At 69.2% G+C, this 18,235-nt stretch carries 17 protein-coding genes and 3 pseudogenes; 4 read left to right on the plus strand and 16 right to left on the minus strand.

Translation table 11 applies throughout. The annotated features are described in order from the left end of the window. The first annotated feature begins 134 nt into the window (after window positions 1-134). On the plus strand, window positions 135-1,265 hold the full coding sequence (locus tag ACGFNV_RS35295; RefSeq protein ID WP_393628563.1) for an amidase domain-containing protein: 1,131 nt from the start codon (window positions 135-137) through the stop codon (window positions 1,263-1,265). Window positions 1,266-1,955: 690 nt separating this feature from the next. On the opposite strand, the gene ACGFNV_RS35300 is transcribed toward ACGFNV_RS35295, so the two are convergent. Beyond that, window positions 1,956-2,837, minus strand: a complete 882-nt coding sequence (locus ACGFNV_RS35300) for a GNAT family N-acetyltransferase (protein ID WP_393628232.1) — start codon at window positions 2,835-2,837, stop codon at window positions 1,956-1,958. A gap of 182 nt (window positions 2,838-3,019) precedes the next feature. On the opposite strand from ACGFNV_RS35300, the pseudogene ACGFNV_RS35305 reads away from it, so the two are divergent. Beyond that, window positions 3,020-3,339, plus strand: a pseudogene (locus ACGFNV_RS35305) (hypothetical protein). A gap of 223 nt (window positions 3,340-3,562) precedes the next feature. On the opposite strand, the gene ACGFNV_RS35310 reads toward ACGFNV_RS35305, so the two are convergent. The 7 genes and pseudogenes from ACGFNV_RS35310 to ACGFNV_RS35340 form a co-directional block, all read right to left on the minus strand. After that, window positions 3,563-3,907 carry a hypothetical protein gene (locus ACGFNV_RS35310; protein ID WP_393628234.1) on the minus strand — a complete coding sequence of 115 codons (345 nt, stop codon included), beginning with the start codon at window positions 3,905-3,907 and terminating at the stop codon, window positions 3,563-3,565. A 34-nt stretch (window positions 3,908-3,941) separates the two neighbouring features. Further along, window positions 3,942-5,468: a hypothetical protein gene (locus ACGFNV_RS35315; protein WP_393628236.1), complete on the minus strand. Its 1,527-nt coding sequence runs from the start codon at window positions 5,466-5,468 to the stop codon at window positions 3,942-3,944. Between the two features lie 251 nt (window positions 5,469-5,719). Next, window positions 5,720-6,133, minus strand: coding sequence for a VOC family protein (locus tag ACGFNV_RS35320; RefSeq protein ID WP_393628239.1), 414 nt, complete (start codon window positions 6,131-6,133; stop codon window positions 5,720-5,722). After that, a complete protein-coding gene (locus ACGFNV_RS35325; RefSeq protein ID WP_393628565.1) occupies window positions 6,130-6,717 on the minus strand; it encodes a dihydrofolate reductase family protein in 588 nt (195 codons plus the stop codon). Before ACGFNV_RS35325 ends, ACGFNV_RS35320 begins: the two co-directional genes overlap by 4 nt. A gap of 175 nt (window positions 6,718-6,892) precedes the next feature. Further along, window positions 6,893-7,066: pseudogene (locus ACGFNV_RS35330) on the minus strand (IS256 family transposase); the annotation flags it as partial. A gap of 45 nt (window positions 7,067-7,111) precedes the next feature. Then, window positions 7,112-7,204 (minus strand): DUF6207 family protein, encoded by a 93-nt coding sequence (locus ACGFNV_RS35335; protein WP_393628241.1) that lies wholly within the window; start codon window positions 7,202-7,204, stop codon window positions 7,112-7,114. A gap of 302 nt (window positions 7,205-7,506) precedes the next feature. Then, window positions 7,507-7,893 carry an ArsR/SmtB family transcription factor gene (locus tag ACGFNV_RS35340; protein ID WP_393628243.1) on the minus strand — a complete coding sequence of 129 codons (387 nt, stop codon included), beginning with the start codon at window positions 7,891-7,893 and terminating at the stop codon, window positions 7,507-7,509. A 93-nt stretch (window positions 7,894-7,986) separates the two neighbouring features. Between ACGFNV_RS35340 and ACGFNV_RS35345 the strand changes: the two genes are divergently transcribed. Further along, window positions 7,987-9,954 carry a heavy metal translocating P-type ATPase gene (locus ACGFNV_RS35345; RefSeq protein WP_393628245.1) on the plus strand — a complete coding sequence of 656 codons (1,968 nt, stop codon included), beginning with the start codon at window positions 7,987-7,989 and terminating at the stop codon, window positions 9,952-9,954. 384 nt (window positions 9,955-10,338) lie between these two features. Here the strand turns inward: ACGFNV_RS35345 and ACGFNV_RS35350 are convergent, their stop codons facing one another. Further along, a complete protein-coding gene (locus ACGFNV_RS35350; RefSeq protein WP_393628247.1) occupies window positions 10,339-11,256 on the minus strand; it encodes a hypothetical protein in 918 nt (305 codons plus the stop codon). Window positions 11,257-11,358: 102 nt separating this feature from the next. After that, window positions 11,359-11,718 (minus strand): hypothetical protein, encoded by a 360-nt coding sequence (locus tag ACGFNV_RS35355; protein WP_393628249.1) that lies wholly within the window; start codon window positions 11,716-11,718, stop codon window positions 11,359-11,361. On the opposite strand from ACGFNV_RS35355, the gene ACGFNV_RS35360 reads away from it, so the two are divergent. Further along, window positions 11,713-11,958, plus strand: a complete 246-nt coding sequence (locus ACGFNV_RS35360) for a hypothetical protein (RefSeq protein WP_393628251.1) — start codon at window positions 11,713-11,715, stop codon at window positions 11,956-11,958. The two genes, ACGFNV_RS35355 and ACGFNV_RS35360, sit on opposite strands and share 6 nt — an antisense overlap. A gap of 87 nt (window positions 11,959-12,045) precedes the next feature. Here ACGFNV_RS35360 and ACGFNV_RS35365 read toward each other — a convergent pair whose 3' ends face one another. The 6 genes and pseudogenes from ACGFNV_RS35365 to ACGFNV_RS35390 form a co-directional block, all read right to left on the minus strand. Next, window positions 12,046-12,561, minus strand: a complete 516-nt coding sequence (locus tag ACGFNV_RS35365) for a DUF302 domain-containing protein (protein WP_393628253.1) — start codon at window positions 12,559-12,561, stop codon at window positions 12,046-12,048. A 52-nt stretch (window positions 12,562-12,613) separates the two neighbouring features. Beyond that, window positions 12,614-13,492, minus strand: coding sequence for an alpha/beta fold hydrolase (locus ACGFNV_RS35370; protein WP_393628255.1), 879 nt, complete (start codon window positions 13,490-13,492; stop codon window positions 12,614-12,616). A gap of 280 nt (window positions 13,493-13,772) precedes the next feature. After that, a complete protein-coding gene (locus ACGFNV_RS35375; protein WP_393628257.1) occupies window positions 13,773-14,123 on the minus strand; it encodes a UBP-type zinc finger domain-containing protein in 351 nt (116 codons plus the stop codon). After that, window positions 14,120-15,598: an ATP-binding protein gene (locus ACGFNV_RS35380; RefSeq protein ID WP_393628259.1), complete on the minus strand. Its 1,479-nt coding sequence runs from the start codon at window positions 15,596-15,598 to the stop codon at window positions 14,120-14,122. The genes ACGFNV_RS35375 and ACGFNV_RS35380 overlap by 4 nt, the downstream gene beginning before the upstream one ends. Then, window positions 15,595-17,235: an FAD-dependent oxidoreductase gene (locus tag ACGFNV_RS35385; RefSeq protein ID WP_393628261.1), complete on the minus strand. Its 1,641-nt coding sequence runs from the start codon at window positions 17,233-17,235 to the stop codon at window positions 15,595-15,597. Before ACGFNV_RS35385 ends, ACGFNV_RS35380 begins: the two co-directional genes overlap by 4 nt. A 113-nt stretch (window positions 17,236-17,348) precedes the next feature. Next, a pseudogene (locus tag ACGFNV_RS35390) lies at window positions 17,349-18,163 on the minus strand (oxidoreductase). Window positions 18,164-18,235: the final 72 nt, after the last annotated feature.

Below are 18,235 nucleotides of genomic sequence, written 5' to 3' on the forward strand. Positions count from 1 at the left end.
TGGCGCTTGACGTGCGAGTCTCGTCAACCGGCCGACCGTGGTGGCGTGTTGGCGAAAGTTGAGGAGGACATGTAAAGATGCCCTCGCCCGGTGTCCGACCAACCCGGGCAAGGAGAATCCCAGTGAGATCAAGAATGCTGCGCCGTGGCTGTCCGGCCGCGGTGGCGGTGGCCGTCTCCACAGCGCTGCTGCCTCTGTCGGCCGCGCACGCCGCCGCACCGGCACCCACCGTGAACCGGGCGACCGTCGACGCCTTCGGCCGCGTCGCCGACGCCGTGTTCACGGATCGCACGAACGCCCTGCTGGACCACGTCCGGACGGCGCGCACGGCGGTGAAGCCCGTGGGCGGGGTGCACCTGACCGCAGGCCTGGCCCGCACCGAGTACCGGGCCCTGTCCGCTCTGCACGGCACCCGCTCCCGCCTCGCCGCGCTGGACGAGGCCTACACGGCCGGCGACTCCCGGGTGACGGTCGACTCGACCCGGATACGGGGGCGGAAGGCGACGGTCTCCGTCACGGAGACCACCGTACTGACGTACAAGAGGGTCAGAGGTGACGAGCCGCCGACGACGGGCTTCACGGCGCACCACGACCTCACCTTCACCGCGCAGCCGGACGGCACCTGGCAGTTGTCGGGCATCCGGCTGACGGACAGTGGGCCCCGCCCGGTGAACGAGCCTGCCCCGGCCGCCGCGTCGGTGCCGGTACGGCCGGGCGCCGTCATCGACGCTCCCCGTGCGTCCACCGCCTACCCTGCGCCGGCCAAGCCCAAGAAGCTGACCGGCCGCGCGTACGACTACAAGGCGATGGCCCAGTACGCCGAGAAGTACTGGAAGAACTACAACCGGTCCTACCGGAGCTTCGCCCGGGCCCGGGGAGGCGGCGATTGCACCAACTTCCTGAGCCAGTCCCTGAACGCGGGAGGCTGGAAGAAGATCAACAGCTCTCGCGAGTCCTACGGGACCTGGTGGTACGGCTCGAGGGACCAGTCCGACACCTGGGTGGGCGTCAACGAGTGGTCCTGGTTCGCCCAGACGGCCAAGCGGACGACCGCGCTGAAGTATGCCTACCAGATGGACAAGGGTGACGTCCTCCAGATGGACTTCAACCGGGACGGGGAGAAGGATCACACCCTGATGACCACGTACCGGGGCTCCACCGGTGTCCCGTACCTCACCTACCACTCCCTGGACACCTACCGACGGTCGTTGCCCAGCATCGTGGCGTCCAACCCGAACTCGTTCTACTACGCCTACCGCACCTGAGCGGCACTCGGCCCGGCCGAGGTAGGAGCCGAGGTAGGAGCAGTGGGGGCGGCCGAAGGTGAACGAATGGTTCATCGAACGAAGGGCGCTCGAGGACGTACCTGGCTGGGCTGAACGCCATCGGGAAGCTCGGGGACGACCCGTACGCCGAAACTCTGCTTTACGTTGAGGTACTGGGCTACTGCGCCGAGCCGAACCCGAGAGCGACCGCAGTGCGCAAGGCGGGTCCACGGACTCTCCGCGCACTGCGGTTGACATGCGTTCGGCGACTTCACCCGGGCGCGAACTGGGTCAGCGCCGTATGCCCGACATGCGGGCGGGACGACGGAGCTGGCGTTGACGCTATGCGCGAGCGACCGGGTGCCGGCCTGTCCGACTGCCGGACTGGTGGCGGTTGCCAGATAAATGCTGCTCAATGATGTCCCCGGGTCAGTACATCCAGGCATGACGGGAGCACAACCGGTCGACTCACCGGTGCTGGGGCCATCGGCGCAAAGTGCCTCGGCGCTGGTCGCCCCCTGCAACTCCAGTAGGTGCCTGAGGGTGTCGCCGCGGGCTCTGAACATCGAGACCCAGGCGCTTCCCACCCTCATGGCTCTCCGCACTCACGGGGCGTTCGAATAGGCCGTGTGTCGAAAGCATGGACGGGCCGGACGATGTGATGTCCAGATCCGGCCCGTCCGTCCGCCGCTAAAGGTCGAGTTGGTACTGGTGTGTCGTGTGCGTGGGCGTGTAGCCGAGACTGTCGTTGATCTGTCTCATGTGCGTGTTGCTGTCGGCGGTGTCTGTCAGGAGGCCGCCGAGGTCCGGATAGCGCTCATGGGCGTGTCGGATCGACTCGGCCTTCATCCATCGGCCGAGGCTGTGTCCACGGTGCTCGGGCAACACGCCGGTGCCGTAGTGCTGGCCATCACCTCTGCCGTCGCCGGGGACGACCAGCTCGGTGAACCCGGCGATCGAGCCGTCGGAGGCGTCGACGGCAACGACGGTGTGCAGGTGGTCCCCACGCTGTTCGACAGCCTTCGCCGCGGCCCGGACACGGCCCACGTCCCAGGTCACCGTGCCGTAGTCGGTGTCGTCCATGGGCATGTCGTCCATGGCGCGACGCGAGGCGGCGAACGTCTCGGCGAGGCCGTCGGGCACGGTTCCGTGCCATGACATCAGCCGGTAGCCGGGATGCGGACGCTCGATGATGCGGGCGAGGGTGGTGGTGTCCGCGTCGGCGAGCGGCAAGCGGGAGAACCTCAGGGTGAGGACCTTCCTGAAACCGCGCGCCGGCAGGAAGTGGTCGCCTGGCGATCCGGCCTCGGCCTGCGCGATGACGCAGCGTCGGGCATCGGCCCGGGCAGCGGCCACGGCGGCGTCGACGAGCCGGGAACCGACGCACTTGCGTCGTTCCGCGGGATGGACACCGAGGGTCAGTTCGGCCAGGTGCTCCTGTCCGGGACTGTTGAACAGGCGCAGAAAGGCGGTTCCGATGGGGACGGAATCAGCGTCGGACGCCAGCCATGCAAGACGCCGGCTGTTCGGGCCGTGAACGGGGTCGGTCAGTGGGGTGATGCGAGACGACAAGGTGTCTCCGTCGTGAGGAAGTGGCAGAGGTCAGTACGCGGACTCAACTGCTGGGCACTCCTGCGCATGTGCTCCACACCTCCTTGTCGACAGCGCCGGTCCCGAACAACGTCGGACGGCTGGGAGAACTTAGCTGGCCCATCGGCTCCTCGGCAAAGGGTTAACGAAAATCCGGTGCGAACGTGCGGCCACAGCCACTCGTTGATGGCCGCGACCAGCACGGTTGCCATCCCGGCCCGCGGCCGGGACGGCGCTATGCCGAACTGGTGGGCGGGCCGCTGGACGGACTGCTGCTCGACATCACCGGCTGGAGGCCGGAGGAGATCGACGACGGTGTCTCCTTCCCTCACCGAGCTCGGGCAGTTCGGCCCCGGGGCCCGGGCGCTGTATGACCCGCGCCCCGGCGACCCGGCCCGGGGACTGGGGCGGCGACAGCCCTCGACCGTCCCAGCCTGGCCCGCAGCACGGAGACATACAAAAGTGGCCACCGCGCTGGTGTTGATGCGGTCAGTGTTGCGTGAAACGCCTCATGGACCCCGTGAGGTGCGGAGCACTCCCTGTGGCCGTACGGACGCCAGAGCATCGCAGGCCAGAGGGGGTGCGCTGGAATCTGAGCATCGACGCCACTGAGCGTGCGGCGCTGGCCGAGACGTTGAGCCACTGCTCCGACGTACCCGTCACCGTCACCCTGGCCGCCGCACAGCGGTGTTCACGTACTGCGGGGCTCAGCGGCGGTACATCACGTAAAGCTTGCTGTTGTGGGAGGCCGCTGACGGTTCATCCATGGGCTTCGCCAGCGCTTGCCGGCTGACAGAATTCAAGGCGCCCCAGTGTTGGGATTCTCGGCAGAAGCGCAGCGTGCCCTCCGTATCGCGGTGGAATACCCACAGGTCGTCCTGGTGGACGGCGAGGGCAGGGCCGTGCGTGCCGGGCCACGATTTGATGGTGCCGGCGCTGGTCCAGTGGGGCCGCATCTGAGTCCCGTAGAGCTTGTTCGTCCCGGTGGCCGCGTACATGCGCTGGTCAGTCCCGGTGGCCACTCGCCACAGCTGGCCCTTGTACCTGGTCATGGCAGCGGGCCGGGTGACGATCCAGCCGAGATTGTCAGCCCAGCTGCCACCCCAGGAGGTCCCCGTCTTGTGCAGCCAGTGGGTGTTGAGCCGACCGTCCGGACCGGAGTGGTTCATCCACAGGTACACGTCCAGATCGCCGACGGCCAGGGCCGAGGCCCTCTCCGCTTTCGAAGGCACCGACGTCACCTCGGTCCAGGAGGTGCCGTTGCTGGTGGTCGCCCACCGCAGTACGTCGTCCATACCGGTCAGGGCGAGGTGGAGCTTGCCGCTGAACTCGCACAGCGCGACGGCGTAGAGGGAAGCCCACCCGTGGATCTGTTGGGGCTCGCTCCAGGTCGTTCCGTCCAGGACCGTCCACATCACGGCCCTGTCGGGCCGGACGTACACGCAGTGGAGCTTGCCCTTGAACGACGCCAGCGCGGGCGCGGTCATGCTGTCCCACGGAAGCGTGACCGGCACTGACCAGCTGGCAGTGAGGCCGCTGCCGGTACGCACTGCGTACTCCAGGGCTCCCACGGGGAAGGGCGACCATGTCGCCGCTGTACTTCACGGTCAGCAGGTGGTGGCCATCGCCGTTGAAGTCCCAGGTGCGGAGCTTGCCGCGGGCCATCAGCGCCAGATCGTACTGGTCGAGGAGGATGACCCGAGCGCACGAGAGGTCGTCCTCGTTGCGGACATGGTTGACGACCCAGGCGAACATGCCGGCGATTTCCGCCGCCAGGCCGACAAGCATTTCCGTGTAGCCGCCGGGCAGCATGCCGGCCAGAGCCCACCCCCAGTGGCTGAAGATCCGATCGCTCATCTCGGTCAGCGCGGTTTGCAGGGCCCGGGCCCATGCCGGGGGGCTCTGGTCCGCCTCCCAGCAGGACAGGGACAGCACCAGGCCTTCGCTGACCAGCCCCTCGAAGACGGTCCGGCGCGAGGCGTCGAAGGTGCCGGTCTCATTGACCTTCATCTTGCCGAACTCCTGCGAGATGAAGCCCACGCCCGACTGCTTGTCACTGCCGGTGGAAGAAGCCCAGTAGATTTCGTCCTTGCCGCCCCCCGCCCGCCTGCACCGGAAGCTTTCCAATTCCAGCTTCACCCGGAACGTCGGCGCCGGTGCCCGCTCCGCCCCGAGCTGCGACTGGTCCCCGGGGTCGTGAGCTGCGCTCGACACGCGCCGAGGCCGCTGGAAGACGGTGGCGCCGAACCCGTACGAGGGGAGCGCCTGCACGAACGAGGAGCTGTCAACGTTCTTGCCGGCCGCGATTGCCTCCCGGTCCACAATCGAGGTATTGGGCAGCGCCGCGTGCTCCTGACCCACTGCGGGCAGGACGAGTCCCAGATCGGTGAGAGCGAAGCCGGTGCCCACCGGCCGACCGGAGATGACCGGGGGCACCACGGCCACCTGTTCGCCCAGCGCCTGCACCGCCTCCCGGTACACCCGGCCCCAGTCCTTGATCTCCTGCTCGGGCAGTGCCGCCCTCAGCACATCCAACAGCCACCGCTCCAGGTCGCTGACCGCCTTGCCCTGCCGCAACCGGTCCGCGGCGTGCAACGAGACACCGATCAGCACGTTCCTGTGCCCCTGCGTCGCAAACCGCTCCGCCCGCGCCCTGGTGGATGTTCCCATCAACGAGTTGCGTAGCCGCTCCCGCCACGCGCTTCCCACCAAAGAGGCGGCTCGCAGCCTCTCCGTCAACCTCATCCGCACCGCGCTGGAGAGCGAGTAATCGTCAAGACCTGTGGATGGGGTGGGATGTCGCCTCGCGTTGCGCCGCGGCAGCGCCGAGGAGAAGCTTCGTCACTTTGCAGACCGTGGCCGCCTCAGGCGAAGTCTGCGGCGGTGATGCCGCCGGGATGTCCGGACGGCCACTCCACCAACTCGATCCGGTAACCATCCGGGTCCGTGAGCCACGACGTCTTCGGCCCGTGAGGGCCGCCCGGGTACTGGACAGGTCCCGGCCTCAGGCCGGCTTCGGTCAGCGTCTCCAGGGTGGTGGCGAGCCTCTCCACCTGGATCGCGAGGTGGTCGAAACCGCTGCCCACGTCGACCGGCCCGTCGCCGAGGCGGTGGACCAGTTCGAGCGAGGCCACCGGTTCGTCGGGGAACTTGAGGATCACGAGGCGAGCCCCGTCGCCGCCCTCGACCCTTCCCAACTCGGCGTAGCCCAAGGCGGTGTAGAAACCGAGCGAGCGGTCCAGGTCGGTGACGCGGTAAGAGACGAAGAGCGTCTTCACCCGGCGGCCTCCTCGGGCCGGTGCACCCGGTAACGAAGGTGCGTGACGTCTCGATCCTCGAGCCGTCGGACGAGGTCGAGTTCGATGTGTTCACTACCCAGGTGGTCGAACAGCCGTCGGCCGCCCCCGAGGAGGACCGGAACCAGATGGATCTCCATCTCGTCCACCTGCCCCGCTCGCAGAAGTGCTTGGGCCGCCCCCGCCCCATGAACCATGACCGGCCGGTCCCCTGCGGCTGCGCGAGCCTGACGGGCGCAGTCCTCGACATCGGTGACGAAACGCGCGTGGCCGGGTGGCACGTCCCGGTCATCCACCTGGTGGGTGAGGACGAAGATCGGCACGCCGTCGTGGTGATCGCCCTGCCAGCGCCCGGCGAGTTCGAAGGTCCGACGCCCGGAGATCACCGCGCCGGTGCCCGTCGCTTCGCGGTAGACCTGGCCGCTCGGACCGTCGGACTCCCGGTCGTCGAGCCAGTTGAAGAGCCGTCCACCGTTGCGTCCGAGTGCCTGCCCTGGTCGATCGTCCGGGCCGGCGATATAGCCGTCGAGCGACATCGACATGTACAGCCGAATCGGATTGTTCATCCTGGCCTCCATCTCTCCTCCATGACACCGGATCCGGCGTTTCCTGATCCGCCGACGGGGCGGGCTTGTCACAAGGAAGACTTCAGGCAACCGGCAAACTCATCGGCCCGACGCGCCGGCCCTGCTGCCGGGCTGAAGGGTCAGGGGTCATGACCGGTGGTTCAGCTGCGGTGGTTCAGACCGCGTGGGCCTCGGAGCGTTCGACGAGGTGGCCGCGCTCGAAGCGGGTTCCGGCACGGACCAGGGCGGCGAGGTGGTGTGCGTTCACGGCCCGCCACCGCTGTTGGGCGGACTCGACGAGCTTGGAGATCATGGCCGGGGCGGCGGCCGCGCTGCCCGCGCCCCGTGTGGCACACCTCCAGGGCCCCGAGCGCGGCCGGCGCCCGCCACGGGCCTACGCGCCGGAGTCCTGGTGCAGGTCCAGGAAGAACCGCAGCCGTACGCCGGGCTCGCCGGGTTCCCGGGTCGTCCGGTCCGCTTCCGCCATCCCGTCCGCTTCCCGCGGCTGCGCGACGACCTCACCGTGCAGCAGGTCCCGCCCTTCGGCACCTGACCGAGCGCCGCGTGGCGGTCATGCGGAGGCATGGATACCAAGGTCGCCGAGCGGGCCGCGCACTCGCTGCCGGACGACGTCACGGATCGGCCGGACGGACTCGACCCCCCGGCCTGCGGGGGCGTCCAGCTGCCACATCCGAGGACTGATCCGCCTCCGTGGCGAGGACCTGTGTCGATGCCGATCTCCGGCCACCCGAGGGCACCCCGGACTCTCCCGGCGGCGGCGCGCCGGTCTCACTCTGCGGAGGCGGGCTCAGGTAGTGAGGCCGGGACGTCACGGACGCCCAGGCGCAGGTGCTCGACGTGGTAGAGGGCCTGGTCAAGGAGCTCGGCGACGTGGTTGTCGTAGAGAGCGTAGATGATCGAGCGGCCGTGCCGTTCTCCGGTCACCAGGCCGAGGTTGCGCAGCAGGCGCAGTTGGTGGGAGCAGGCGGAGGCTTCCATGGCGACGGCTTCGGCGAGGTCGCCGACGGAGCAGGGCCCTTCCTGGAGCCGGGCGAGGATGTGCAGCCGGGAGGGGGTGGCGAGGGCCTGGAGGGTGGCGGCGACGTCGGCAGTGCCGACCGCGTCAAGGCGCTCGCGTGTGGTGGCGCTGCGGGTGGCGTCGGTTCCGTGGCCCATGGAGCCATCATACCGACGACACTTGAAGACCTATTCAGATGTTCCTGTATGGTGAGGGTGTTGCCCCCGTCTGCCCGTGAAGGGTTATTTGTCATGTCTTCAGTCCTGGAACAGCGGGCCGCGCCGGCCGCCGCCGGGCCGCGGCCGGCCCTTCCGCGCCGTCGCACGCGCGTCCTGGCGCTGCCGGAAGCCCGGTGGGCGCTCGGGGCGCTGGTGCTGTTCCTGCTCGCTCTGCCGCCGTACCTGCTCGGGTCGCCGGCGTGGCTGTGGGGGACGCTGTTCGCCGCCACCTACATCACCGGCGGCTGGGAGCCGGGCTGGGAGGGCCTGAAGGCCCTGAGGGACAGGACGCTGGACGTCGATCTGCTGATGGTCGTCGCGGCGCTCGGCGCGGCCGCGATCGGCCAGGTCCTCGACGGTGCGCTGCTGATCGTCATCTTCGCCACCTCAGGCGCCCTGGAGGCGCTGGCGACCGCCCGGACCGCGGACTCCGTGCGCGGCCTGCTCGATCTCGCTCCCTCCACCGCGAACCGGCTTCTGCCCGACGGCACGGAGGAGAGCGTCGACGCCGAACGGCTCGTGGTCGGGGACACCTTCCTGGTCAGGCCGGGCGAGCGCGTCGGCGCCGACGGCCTGGTCCTCCACGGGGCGAGCGACGTCGACCAGGCCACCATCACCGGCGAGCCTCTGCCGGTGGCCAAGCAGGTGGGGGACGAGGTGTTCGCCGGCACCGTCAACGGCACGGGTGTCCTGCGCGTGCGCGTCGCGCGGGACCCGGCCGACTCGGTGATCGCGCGGATCGTGAGGATGGTCGAGGAGGCGTCCGAGACCAAGGCCCCTACCCAGCTGTTCATCGAGAAGATCGAGCAGCGGTACTCGGTCGGCATGGTCGTCGCGACCCTCGCGGTCTTCGCGCTCCCGCTCATCTTCGGCGACGCACTGCAGTCTGCCCTGCTGCGCGCGATGACCTTCATGATCGTCGCTTCGCCGTGCGCGGTGGTGCTCTCCACGATGCCGCCGCTGCTGTCGGCGATCGCCAACGCGGGCCGCCACGGTGCGCTGGCCAAGTCCGCGGTGGTGATGGAACGCCTCGGCCAGGTCGATGCCGTCGCGTTCGACAAGACCGGCACCCTGACCGAGGGCACCCCGCACGTCACCGAGATCCGCCCGCTGCCCGACAGCGGCCTGGACCAGGACAGCCTCCTGGGCCTGGCGGCCGCGGCCGAACACCCCAGCGAGCACCCTCTCGCTCGCGCCGTCGTGGACGCCGCCCGCGAACGTGGCCTGGCCCTGGCCGACGCCGACGACTTCATCTCCACCCCCGGGCAGGGAGTCACCGCCACCGTGAGCGGCCACAGCATCCAGGTCGGATCCCCCGCCTGCATGCTGCCCGGCGCCGGCCACGAGAAGGTGGTGGCCGAGTTGGAGGACGCCGGGCGTACTGCTGTAGCCGTGCTGCGCGACGGCGTGCTCGTCGGGCTGCTGGGCATTGCGGACCGGCTGCGGCCGGAGGCCGCCGCGACCCTCACCGCGCTCACCCGCCTGACCGGCCGCACCCCGGTGCTCGTGACCGGCGACAACAAGTGTGCCGCGCAGCACCTGGCTGCCGAGGTCGGCATCACCGAGGTCCGGGCCGGACTGCTGCCGCAGGACAAGGTGACTGCCGTGCAGGGGTGGCAGGCTGAGGGGCGCCGGGTGCTGGTCGTCGGGGACGGCGTCAACGACGCCCCGGCCCTGGTCGCCGCCCACTGCGGTATCGCCATGGGCAAGGCCGGCTCCGACCTCGCCCTGGAGACCGCCGACGCCGTCGTCGTCCGCGACGAACTCTCCGTCATCCCCGCCGTCCTCTCCCTCTCGCGGGCCGCCCGCCGCCTCGTGGTCCAGAACCTGGTCATCGCCGGAGCGTTCATCACCGTCCTGGTCGCCTGGGACCTGATCGGCACCCTCCCGCTGCCTCTCGGTGTCGCCGGCCATGAGGGCTCCACCATCATCGTCGGCCTCAACGGCCTGCGCCTGCTTCGCGAGAGTGCATGGCCCCGCCCCACGAACGGCACCACGTGACGATCTCGAAAGCCACCGCACCGTTGAAAAGCGCGCCCTTGCGCAGCAGCGGGCGGGCCAGAGCCCCGGCGTCGTAAGAGGCAGGACAAGGCGACACATCCGGGCCCGGTCGCAGACGGCCAGAGCCCGGGGCCGGTCGCCGTCGAGCAGACGACGGACGTGCGAACCCCGACCTGAACGAGGGCGGACACAGCGGAGCCCAGGACCAGGTCCCAGGCGAACTCCCAGGTCATGGACCTGCATCGACAGCGCGTGCCGTACCGCGTGCACCTGTGAAGCCTTCCCTCCCGCGTATGGGCGTGCGACCACGCCCATACCCACTGCCAGGGAGCCCTCCAGCGGGCGGGGGGTGTGGGAGGCCGCTGCTGGGGCGCCCCACAAGGGTCAGCCGACGCGCAGGGTCAGGGCGGCGGTGTGGAGCGTGCCGCCGGTCTGAAACTGCAGGAACAGCCGCCAGTTGCCGGACGCGGGCAGTTCGGCGTGGAAGTTCAAGTCCGGGCCGCCACGGTCGCCGGTCACCTCGGTGGTCGGGTGGAGGTGGGCGAACGCGGCGTCGCCTTCGTGGAAAGCGGTCAGGTGGGCGTAGGTGTCCAGGTAGGACTGCAGGTCGGTGACGGGCTTGCCGTCCTTGGCGATGGAGACGGTCAGCGGGTGCGCCATCCCCGCCATGGGCTCGCCCTTCAGCGTCACGGTGTACCCGTCGACCTGCGTGCTGGCGGCTGGTGCGGGCAGCGGGGCCTTCGTGGCGTTGCCGGGCACGGTGAGGGTGCGCGACAGCACGAAGTCCTCGCCCTTGCCGGCCCCGGCGGCCGGGGTGAAAGAGGCGAACATGCGCCAGGAGCCCGGGGCGAGGGATGCCAGGTCGGCGCTCCAGGTGCCGTCGGCGGCCATGGTGGGGGGATGTGCTGGAAGCCGGTCAGGTCGGAGCGGATGGCGTAGAAGGTGCATCCGCTTGGTCTGGTCGAGGGCGAAGCCGGTGACCGGCCTGCCGTCCGGGCCCGTGACCGAGAACCGGTAGGCGGCCTGCTTGCCCGACAGCAGGGTCGCGTCCTTGGAAGTGAGGCGGTAGCCGTCCTTGGTGTCGGACAGGCCGTTGTCGGTGGCCGCGTGGTCCATGCCGGGCATGTCACCCATCGTTTGCGATGCACTGGGCGAGGAGGACGTGGCGCGGTGGTTCATGCCAGGCATCGACGAGGAGTCGCTGGAGGAGCCGCAGGCGGCCAGCGTCAGCGCGAGAGCAGCGGCGGCACCGGCCGCTGCGAGGCCGCGACGGCGCGCGGAGGAACGAGAAGCAGAGAACATCGAAGCAGGGTCTTTCCGGGTGGGCACACCACACCGGTGGTGCGCGGAAACGAACAGGGCACGGTGCTGACCTGGGCCAGGCCCGGGTCCGGCGCATGGCTGTCACGTCCGCGCGATGCACGCCCGAAGCAGGAGATCTCGCCCGCCGCCCGGCGGCCCCTGCCATCCCGTCCCGCCGGCCGCCGCCCGCAGTCGGGCCGGCGCCCACAGGGCAAGCACTCCGGCGCCTGCTACGGCGCACAGGGCGGGCGCGGACAGGGAGGTCCGCTCGTGGGCCGGGGTCGAGACGCACAGCATCCCGGGCATTCCGTCGGCAGCCCGGACAGCAGGGCCGAAACCGTGCACGTTCAGCGCAGCCGGGTCCATCACGGCGGCGTCGTGGCCGCCGGCCATCGGTGCGGCCGACGTCGCGGGCATGGCCCCGTGGCAGCCCTCCGCGGCCGTGGCGGGGGCGCCGTGCATGAGGAACAGGCCGAACAGCCGATCCGCAGCTATCAGGACGCGCTGAAGCTGTTCTGCGACTACATCACCTCGCCGTACTACCAGTGGCCAGAGGTGTGCGAGGCCCGCTTCGGCACCCACCCGGTGCAGGTCTGTCATGAGTGGAACACGGTCGCCCATCTGACGGACTACGAGGGACGGCCGGGCCGCCGGCGGCGATGCCCCTCATCGGAGGGGGCGGTTCGGCAAGGCCGCCCCTGATGGGCCACCAGCCCACTACACCCACTACACTCCCGACGATGCCTCTGACCAGGTCAGACAGCGAAAACGGTGCTGGAGTGCCAAGGGTCAGGCCGTGATCAGCTCCGGTGGTACCGGCAGTGTCATGAGGCGGAGCAGTTCAGCGACTTTGGCGTCGAGTTGTGCTCCGACCTCGGCGATGCGGGGATCGCCGAAGCTGGCGAATTTGCTCGACGGCTGGTCGATGCTCATCTGTACGTGGCCGGAGGCGGTCTCGTAGATCGCGGTGCGCAGCGGGGCGTACAGGATGGTGCCGGGGTCGTGTCGGAACATGGTTTCCGCGATGACGTTGTTGCCCATCATGTAGGTGACGGCGCGGTGTTGATGTCCCGACAGTCGCATCACCGGCATCGGGTCCAGCGTCCAGTAGATGGCAAACGAATTAGGTGTGTGTTCGGCGATGTAGGCCTGCAACGCCGCGAGGTCGCCTGTGCCGGCCACCTCGGTGAGTTCGGCGAAGTCGATGGCGGGTACCAGCGATTCGTAGCGCCGGCGGACGTTGTCGAAGGTGTTCTCGGTGTCGATGACAAGGCGGTTGACGAGGTGGGGGACGGCCTGAGTCATGGGGTTTCCTCATGTCTGGACGGGGATGGGCGGGGGGTGCCGGTCGTTTTGCTCAGGCGGCGTCGAGCAGGATGCGTGCCATGTCGTCGGGGCGCTCCAGTGCGGAGAAATGGCCGGTGCGGGGCACGGTGATGCGGTGGACGTCCGTCAGCGCGTTGGCCACGCGGTCTCGTTCGGCGGGCCGGGACCAGTCGTTTTCGCTGTAGACGAGGGTGACGGGTGCTGACACGCGCGGGTAGCGCTCGCGGGCCCGGTCGAATCCCTTGAGGCTGCGGAAGATCCCTCGGGACACCTTGTCGTAGCCCTTGCGGCGGCCGCTCCTCAGTAGCTCGGTGATGAAGTCCTCGGGCAGCCGGGTCTTGTCGACGTAGCCGCCCTGCAGAATTGCCCGAAAGACGGGCCGCGGCTCGAGGGGGGCGAAGACGGGGCCCAGCACGGGCATCCGCACGCTGGAGATGATGAAGCGGGCGATCCAGTTTCCGCGTTCGCCTCCCTGGGGGTAGTCATAGCTGTTGAACGCCACGACCCGGCTGACCCGGTCCTTCAGGTCGATCGATGCCGACAGGGACAGGGCGCCCCCGAGCGATTCGCCCGACAGGGTGACGTCGTGAAGGTCCAGTCCGCGGACGAATTCGACGACCGCGGCCCGCAACTGCGGCTCCTCGTACTGTGCGCCAGGGACGATGTCGGACCATCCCATCCCGGGCAGATCCAGCGCGTAGACCGTGTAGTGGTCCCACAACTGCGGAATCACCCGCTGGAAGTAGTCGAGCTGGCCGCGCACGGTGTGCATCAGAACGAGGGCGGGGCCGGTGCCCACCGTGTAGTAGCGGAGCCGCGAGCCATCGGCCCGGGTGAAGAACCGCACCTCGCCGCGGCCGTTGCTCCAGATCCTCGCGTACGTCGCGTCGGGAGACTCGTTGCGTTCCATGGTTCTGTCCTTTCAGGTGAGGAGAATGCCGCAATACGGGCATTTTCCTTATTTCGTTGGTATGTGAAGTTGATCAGGGTTTGGATACTCGGTATGAAGAACCGCGCGTTCTTGAACTAGGAGTCAAAATCAGGGTGCCCCTGCCGGATACGGGCGGCGAAGAACTCGATCACGCGAGACGGGTCAGATCGTCGTCGCGGCCGATGCGTGGAGTGCCGAACAGGTTCTGCGGCGCAGATGAATCCTGACATCCACCACTGGCAGCCCTGGTCGGCCAGGCTCAGCGCAGCGTGTCCGCCCAGTTCGCCGGCACGCGCCCCGCCGGTCCCGGCGTGGGCTGGTCGGCAGGGTGGGCGGCTGGGGGAGTCAGGGCCGGACCGGAGTCGTACAGCTCGGACGTCTCGAAGTTCCAGAACCAGGCCTCGCTCGGCTCGTAACTGCGGATCACCGGATGGCCGGTGTCCCGGAAGTGGCCGGTGGCGTGCTTGGCGCGTGAGTCGTCGCAGCATCCGATGTGGCCGCACCGGGCGCAGCGCCGCAGATGGAACCACCAGCCGCCGTCGGCGTCGCACTCGACGCAGCCGGCATCGCTGGGCGGGACGCTGGGGTCGATTCCGGTGTCCTTGGTCATGAGGGCTCCTGGGCCGGGTCGGGGACGGTATCGGGCTCGGGGTCGGTGGCGGTGAGGGGGAGCAGCACCTGGAAGCGGGTGTCGCCGGGTACGGACTCGACTTTCAGGTCACCGTGGTGCTTGTTGACGACGATCCGCCAGGAGATGTCGAGTCCCAGCCCGGTGCCCTCGCCCACCGGTTTGGTGGTGAAGAACGGGTCGAAGATCCGGCCGCGGATCTCGGCCGGCACTCCCGGTCCCGTGTCGCGGAACTCCACCAGCAGCCGGTCGTGCACCAGAGCGGTGCGTACGGTCAACGTCCCTTCGCCGCCCGCGCTGTTGATGGCGGAGACGGCGTTGTCGATCAGGTTGGTCCACACCTGGTTCAGTTCGGCCGGGTAGGCCGGAATCCTCGGCACCGAAGGGTCGTACTCCTTCACGACCTTGACCTGTGGACCGATCTTGCCCGACAGCATCAGCAGCGTGCTGTCGAGGAGTTCGTGGACATCGGCGACCTGGTACGGCGCGCGGTCCAGCTGCGAGTACTGCTTGGCGGCGTCGACGAGGTGGGAGATACGGGTGGTGGAGTCCTCGATCTCGGACATCAACAGCTCGGTCTCGACCGTGTAGGTGAGGCACTCGATGGCACTGGGCAGGATTTCCTGCTCGCCGACGGCCGCCGCGATCTGCTCCAGCCAGTCGACGTCGAGACCGCCCTGCACGAAGGTCGGCGCGATCTGCCAGCCGTTTGGGACACCGTGGTCGTCCAGCCAGTCGGCGAGTTCGTCCTCCCGGTCGGACGCTTCGAGCGGGCTCAGTGCCGGCGCCTTGGAGACCCGCTCGGCCGTACGCTCCTGGAGGTCGACCAGGGCCTTCAGAGCGTCGCCGTGGTAGGGGCCCGAGGCGATGACGCCGAGCTTGTTGCGCATGTGCGCGACCCGGTCCCTGAGCGAGGAGGTGGCCCGTACGGCCGCCGCGGCCGGGTTGTTGAGCTCATGGGTGAGACCCGCGGACAACGAGCCCAGCGCCAGCAGCCGTTCGCGCTGCCCGACGGCCCGCTGAAAGGTCTGCGAACCGAGGAAGAGCCCCTCCAGGAGATGGATCGCCATCGGAAACCACTCGTGCATGAAGGTCGCGAACGATTCGGCGGGCAGCACGAAGAACCGCGTCGGCTCCGACACCCGCAGCGAGTTCATGTACCGCTGCGGTTTCCCGTCCCCGAGGTAGGCCATCACGGCGCCCGCGTACACCCCTGGCTGGGACGTGCGGCTCACCTCGATGTCGTCGCTGCCCACCCGGCGCGACATGACGACCTTGCCCTCGATCATCACGTAGAAGCAGGTCGCCGGGTCGCCTTCGGTGAACACCGGCCCCGGGTCGAACAGTTCGACCCGTCCCTCGCTGCACAGCCTGCCGAGCTGCTCGGAGCTGAGCTTCTCGAACAGGAACAGCGAACTGATCTCCGCCGCTCTGCACGGCATCACCCGCCCGCTCACGACTGCTCCAGATACCGGTGTACGAGCATCACGGCCATGGCTCCCTCTCCGACGGCGGACGCGACCCGCTTGGCGGACTCCGCGCGCGCGTCCCCGGCGACGAACACGCCGGGGATGTTGGTCTCCAGGTGGTAGGGCGGCCGGTCCAACTCCCAGTTGGCCGGTGGCCGCCCGTCGGCGGTCAGATCGGGCCCGGCGAGGATGAACCCGCGCTCGTCCCGCAGCACCGTGCCCTCCAGCCAGTCGGTCAGCGGGGCCGCGCCGATGAACACGAACAGCCACTGCGCGTCGACCTGTTCGGTCTGCCCGCTCGTCGTGTCGCGCAACGTCAGCTGTTCCAGGTGGCCGTCGCCGTGCGCGGCCTCGACGACCGTGTGGGCCCGGACCGAGATGTTCGGCGACTCGGCGATCTGCTGGATCAGATAGTGCGACATCGACGCGGTCAGGTCCGCTCCGCGCACCAGCAGGGTGACCGACTTGGCGCCCCTGGACAGGTACATCGCCGCCTGCCCGGCCGAGTTGGCGCCGCCGACGATGTACACGTCGTGGCCCTGGCAGGCGGCGGCCTCGGTGAGCGCGGACCCGTAGAACACCCCGCGGCCCGACAGCTCGTCGGCACCCGGCGCCTGAAGCTGTCGGTACGACACACCGGTCGCCAGGATCACGCTGTGCGCCGCGATCTGCGACCCGTCCGCGAACCGTACGAGCCGTGCCGCCCCGCTGCTCTCCAGACCGGTCACCTCCCGCGCGGAGAGGATCTCGGCGCCGAACTTCGTGGCCTGGCGTCGCGCCCGGTCGGTGAGCTGGCCGCCGGACACCCCGTCCGGGAAGCCCAGGTAGTTCTCGATCCGCGAACTCTGCCCGGCCTGCCCGCCGGTCGCCGACCGCTCCACGAGCACCGTACGCAGGCCCTCCGAGGCCCCGTACACGGCCGCGCCCAGCCCGGCCGGCCCGCCGCCGATGACGACCAGGTCGTAGAAGTCGGCCGTGGGTGTCGTCGCCAGCCCCACGTGCGCGGCCAGTTCGGGCACCTCCGGCTCGACGAGCGCCGTACCGTCCGCCGTGATCACCACCGGCAGCCGCTGTCCGTCCTGCCCGCAGGCCGCGAGCAGCCGCTGCCCCTCGGGTTCCTCGGTGGAGTACCAGCGGTACGGCACCTGATTGCGGGCCAGGAACTCCCGTACGTCCGACGAGCGCGCCGACCACCGGTGACCGACGACCTTGGTGCTCGGCACCGGCCGGAAGTCACTGCACCGCCACGCCTCCAGCAGGTCGTCGAGCACCGGGTAGAGCTTCTCCTCCGGCGGGTCCCACGGCTTGAGGAGGTAGTGGTCGAGGTCGACGACGTTGATCGCGTCGATCGCCGCGTTCGAGTCCGCGTATGCGGTCAGCAGTACACGCCGGGCGCCCGGATAGACGTCCAGGGCCTGTTCGAGGAACTCGATGCCGTTCATCTGGGGCATGCGGTAGTCGGCCAGGATCACCGCGACCAGATCACCGCGCAGCTTCAGCTCGCGCAGCGCGTCCAGCGCGGACTCGCCGGACTCCGCGCGCACGATCCGGTGCGACTCGCCGTAGCGCCGCCGCAGGTCACGGGCGACGGCCCGGGACACCCCGGGGTCGTCGTCCACGGTCATGATGACGGTCCGCGCAGCGTCCAAGAGCGGTCGGACGAGAGATGCTGATGCTGGCTTCGGTGTCTCTGGTTCGGACATGTGCGTCTCCTCGGGCGCCGCCCCGTACTGCGGGGTCAGCCGGCCAGCCGGTTGAGCTTGCGGATCTGTCTGTCGAAGGTGCGCGAGGGCACGATCCGGCGCAGGACGCTGACGGATTTGGCCATCGAGCCGGCGGTGTACCGGAGCTTGGGCTTGGAATCGGTGGAGGCCGCGACGATCACCTTCGCGACAACGTCCGGGTCGTCGGCGTTGCGCACGGCCGTGGCCAGCACGTCTCGGGAGACCTCCCGCTGTGCGGCGTAGACCGGCAGGTGCGAGTCGGGTGCCATGCTGCTCGCCTCGAAACTCGTGCTTGTGTAGGCCGGCTCGACCAGCAGCATCCGGACGCCGTGCTCGCGAAGCTCGTGATCGACGGACTCGGAGTAGCCCTCGACCGCAGGCTTGATGGCGGCGTAGACGGCCATGAAGGGGGCTGGGATCAGACCGAGTACCGAGGAGACGTTGACCACGCGGCCACTGCCCTGGGCGCGCATGTGGGGCAATACTGCGTTTGTCATCCGAATCACGCCGAAGACGTTGATGTCGAAGACCTCCTTGGCCTGGCTGATCGAGCTCTCCTCGCCGGCGCCGACCGCGCCCACGCCTGCGTTGTTGACCAAGACGTCGATCCGGCCGAACCGCTCGATCACCTCCCCGACCAGGGAGCGGACCGACTCGTCGCTGGCCACGTCGAGATCGAGGAACGTCACCCCGGCGATCGGCTCGGCGTTCGCCCGTGGCGGCTCGTGCCGACCACCGCGAAGCCGGCGCCCACGAGGGCGAGCGCCGCCGCCCGCCCGATTGCGGAGGAGGCGCCCGTCACGAGGGCCACGGAGGGAGCCGTCTGCATGGTGGTTCCTTCGGTTGTGCTCATGACTTCGTCGGGCGCTGTGCGGGGTCGCCTGTGCTCAGGTCGGCACGG

This window comes from Streptomyces sp. NPDC048751 (assembly GCF_043198595.1).
Classification (GTDB): domain Bacteria; phylum Actinomycetota; class Actinomycetes; order Streptomycetales; family Streptomycetaceae; genus Streptomyces.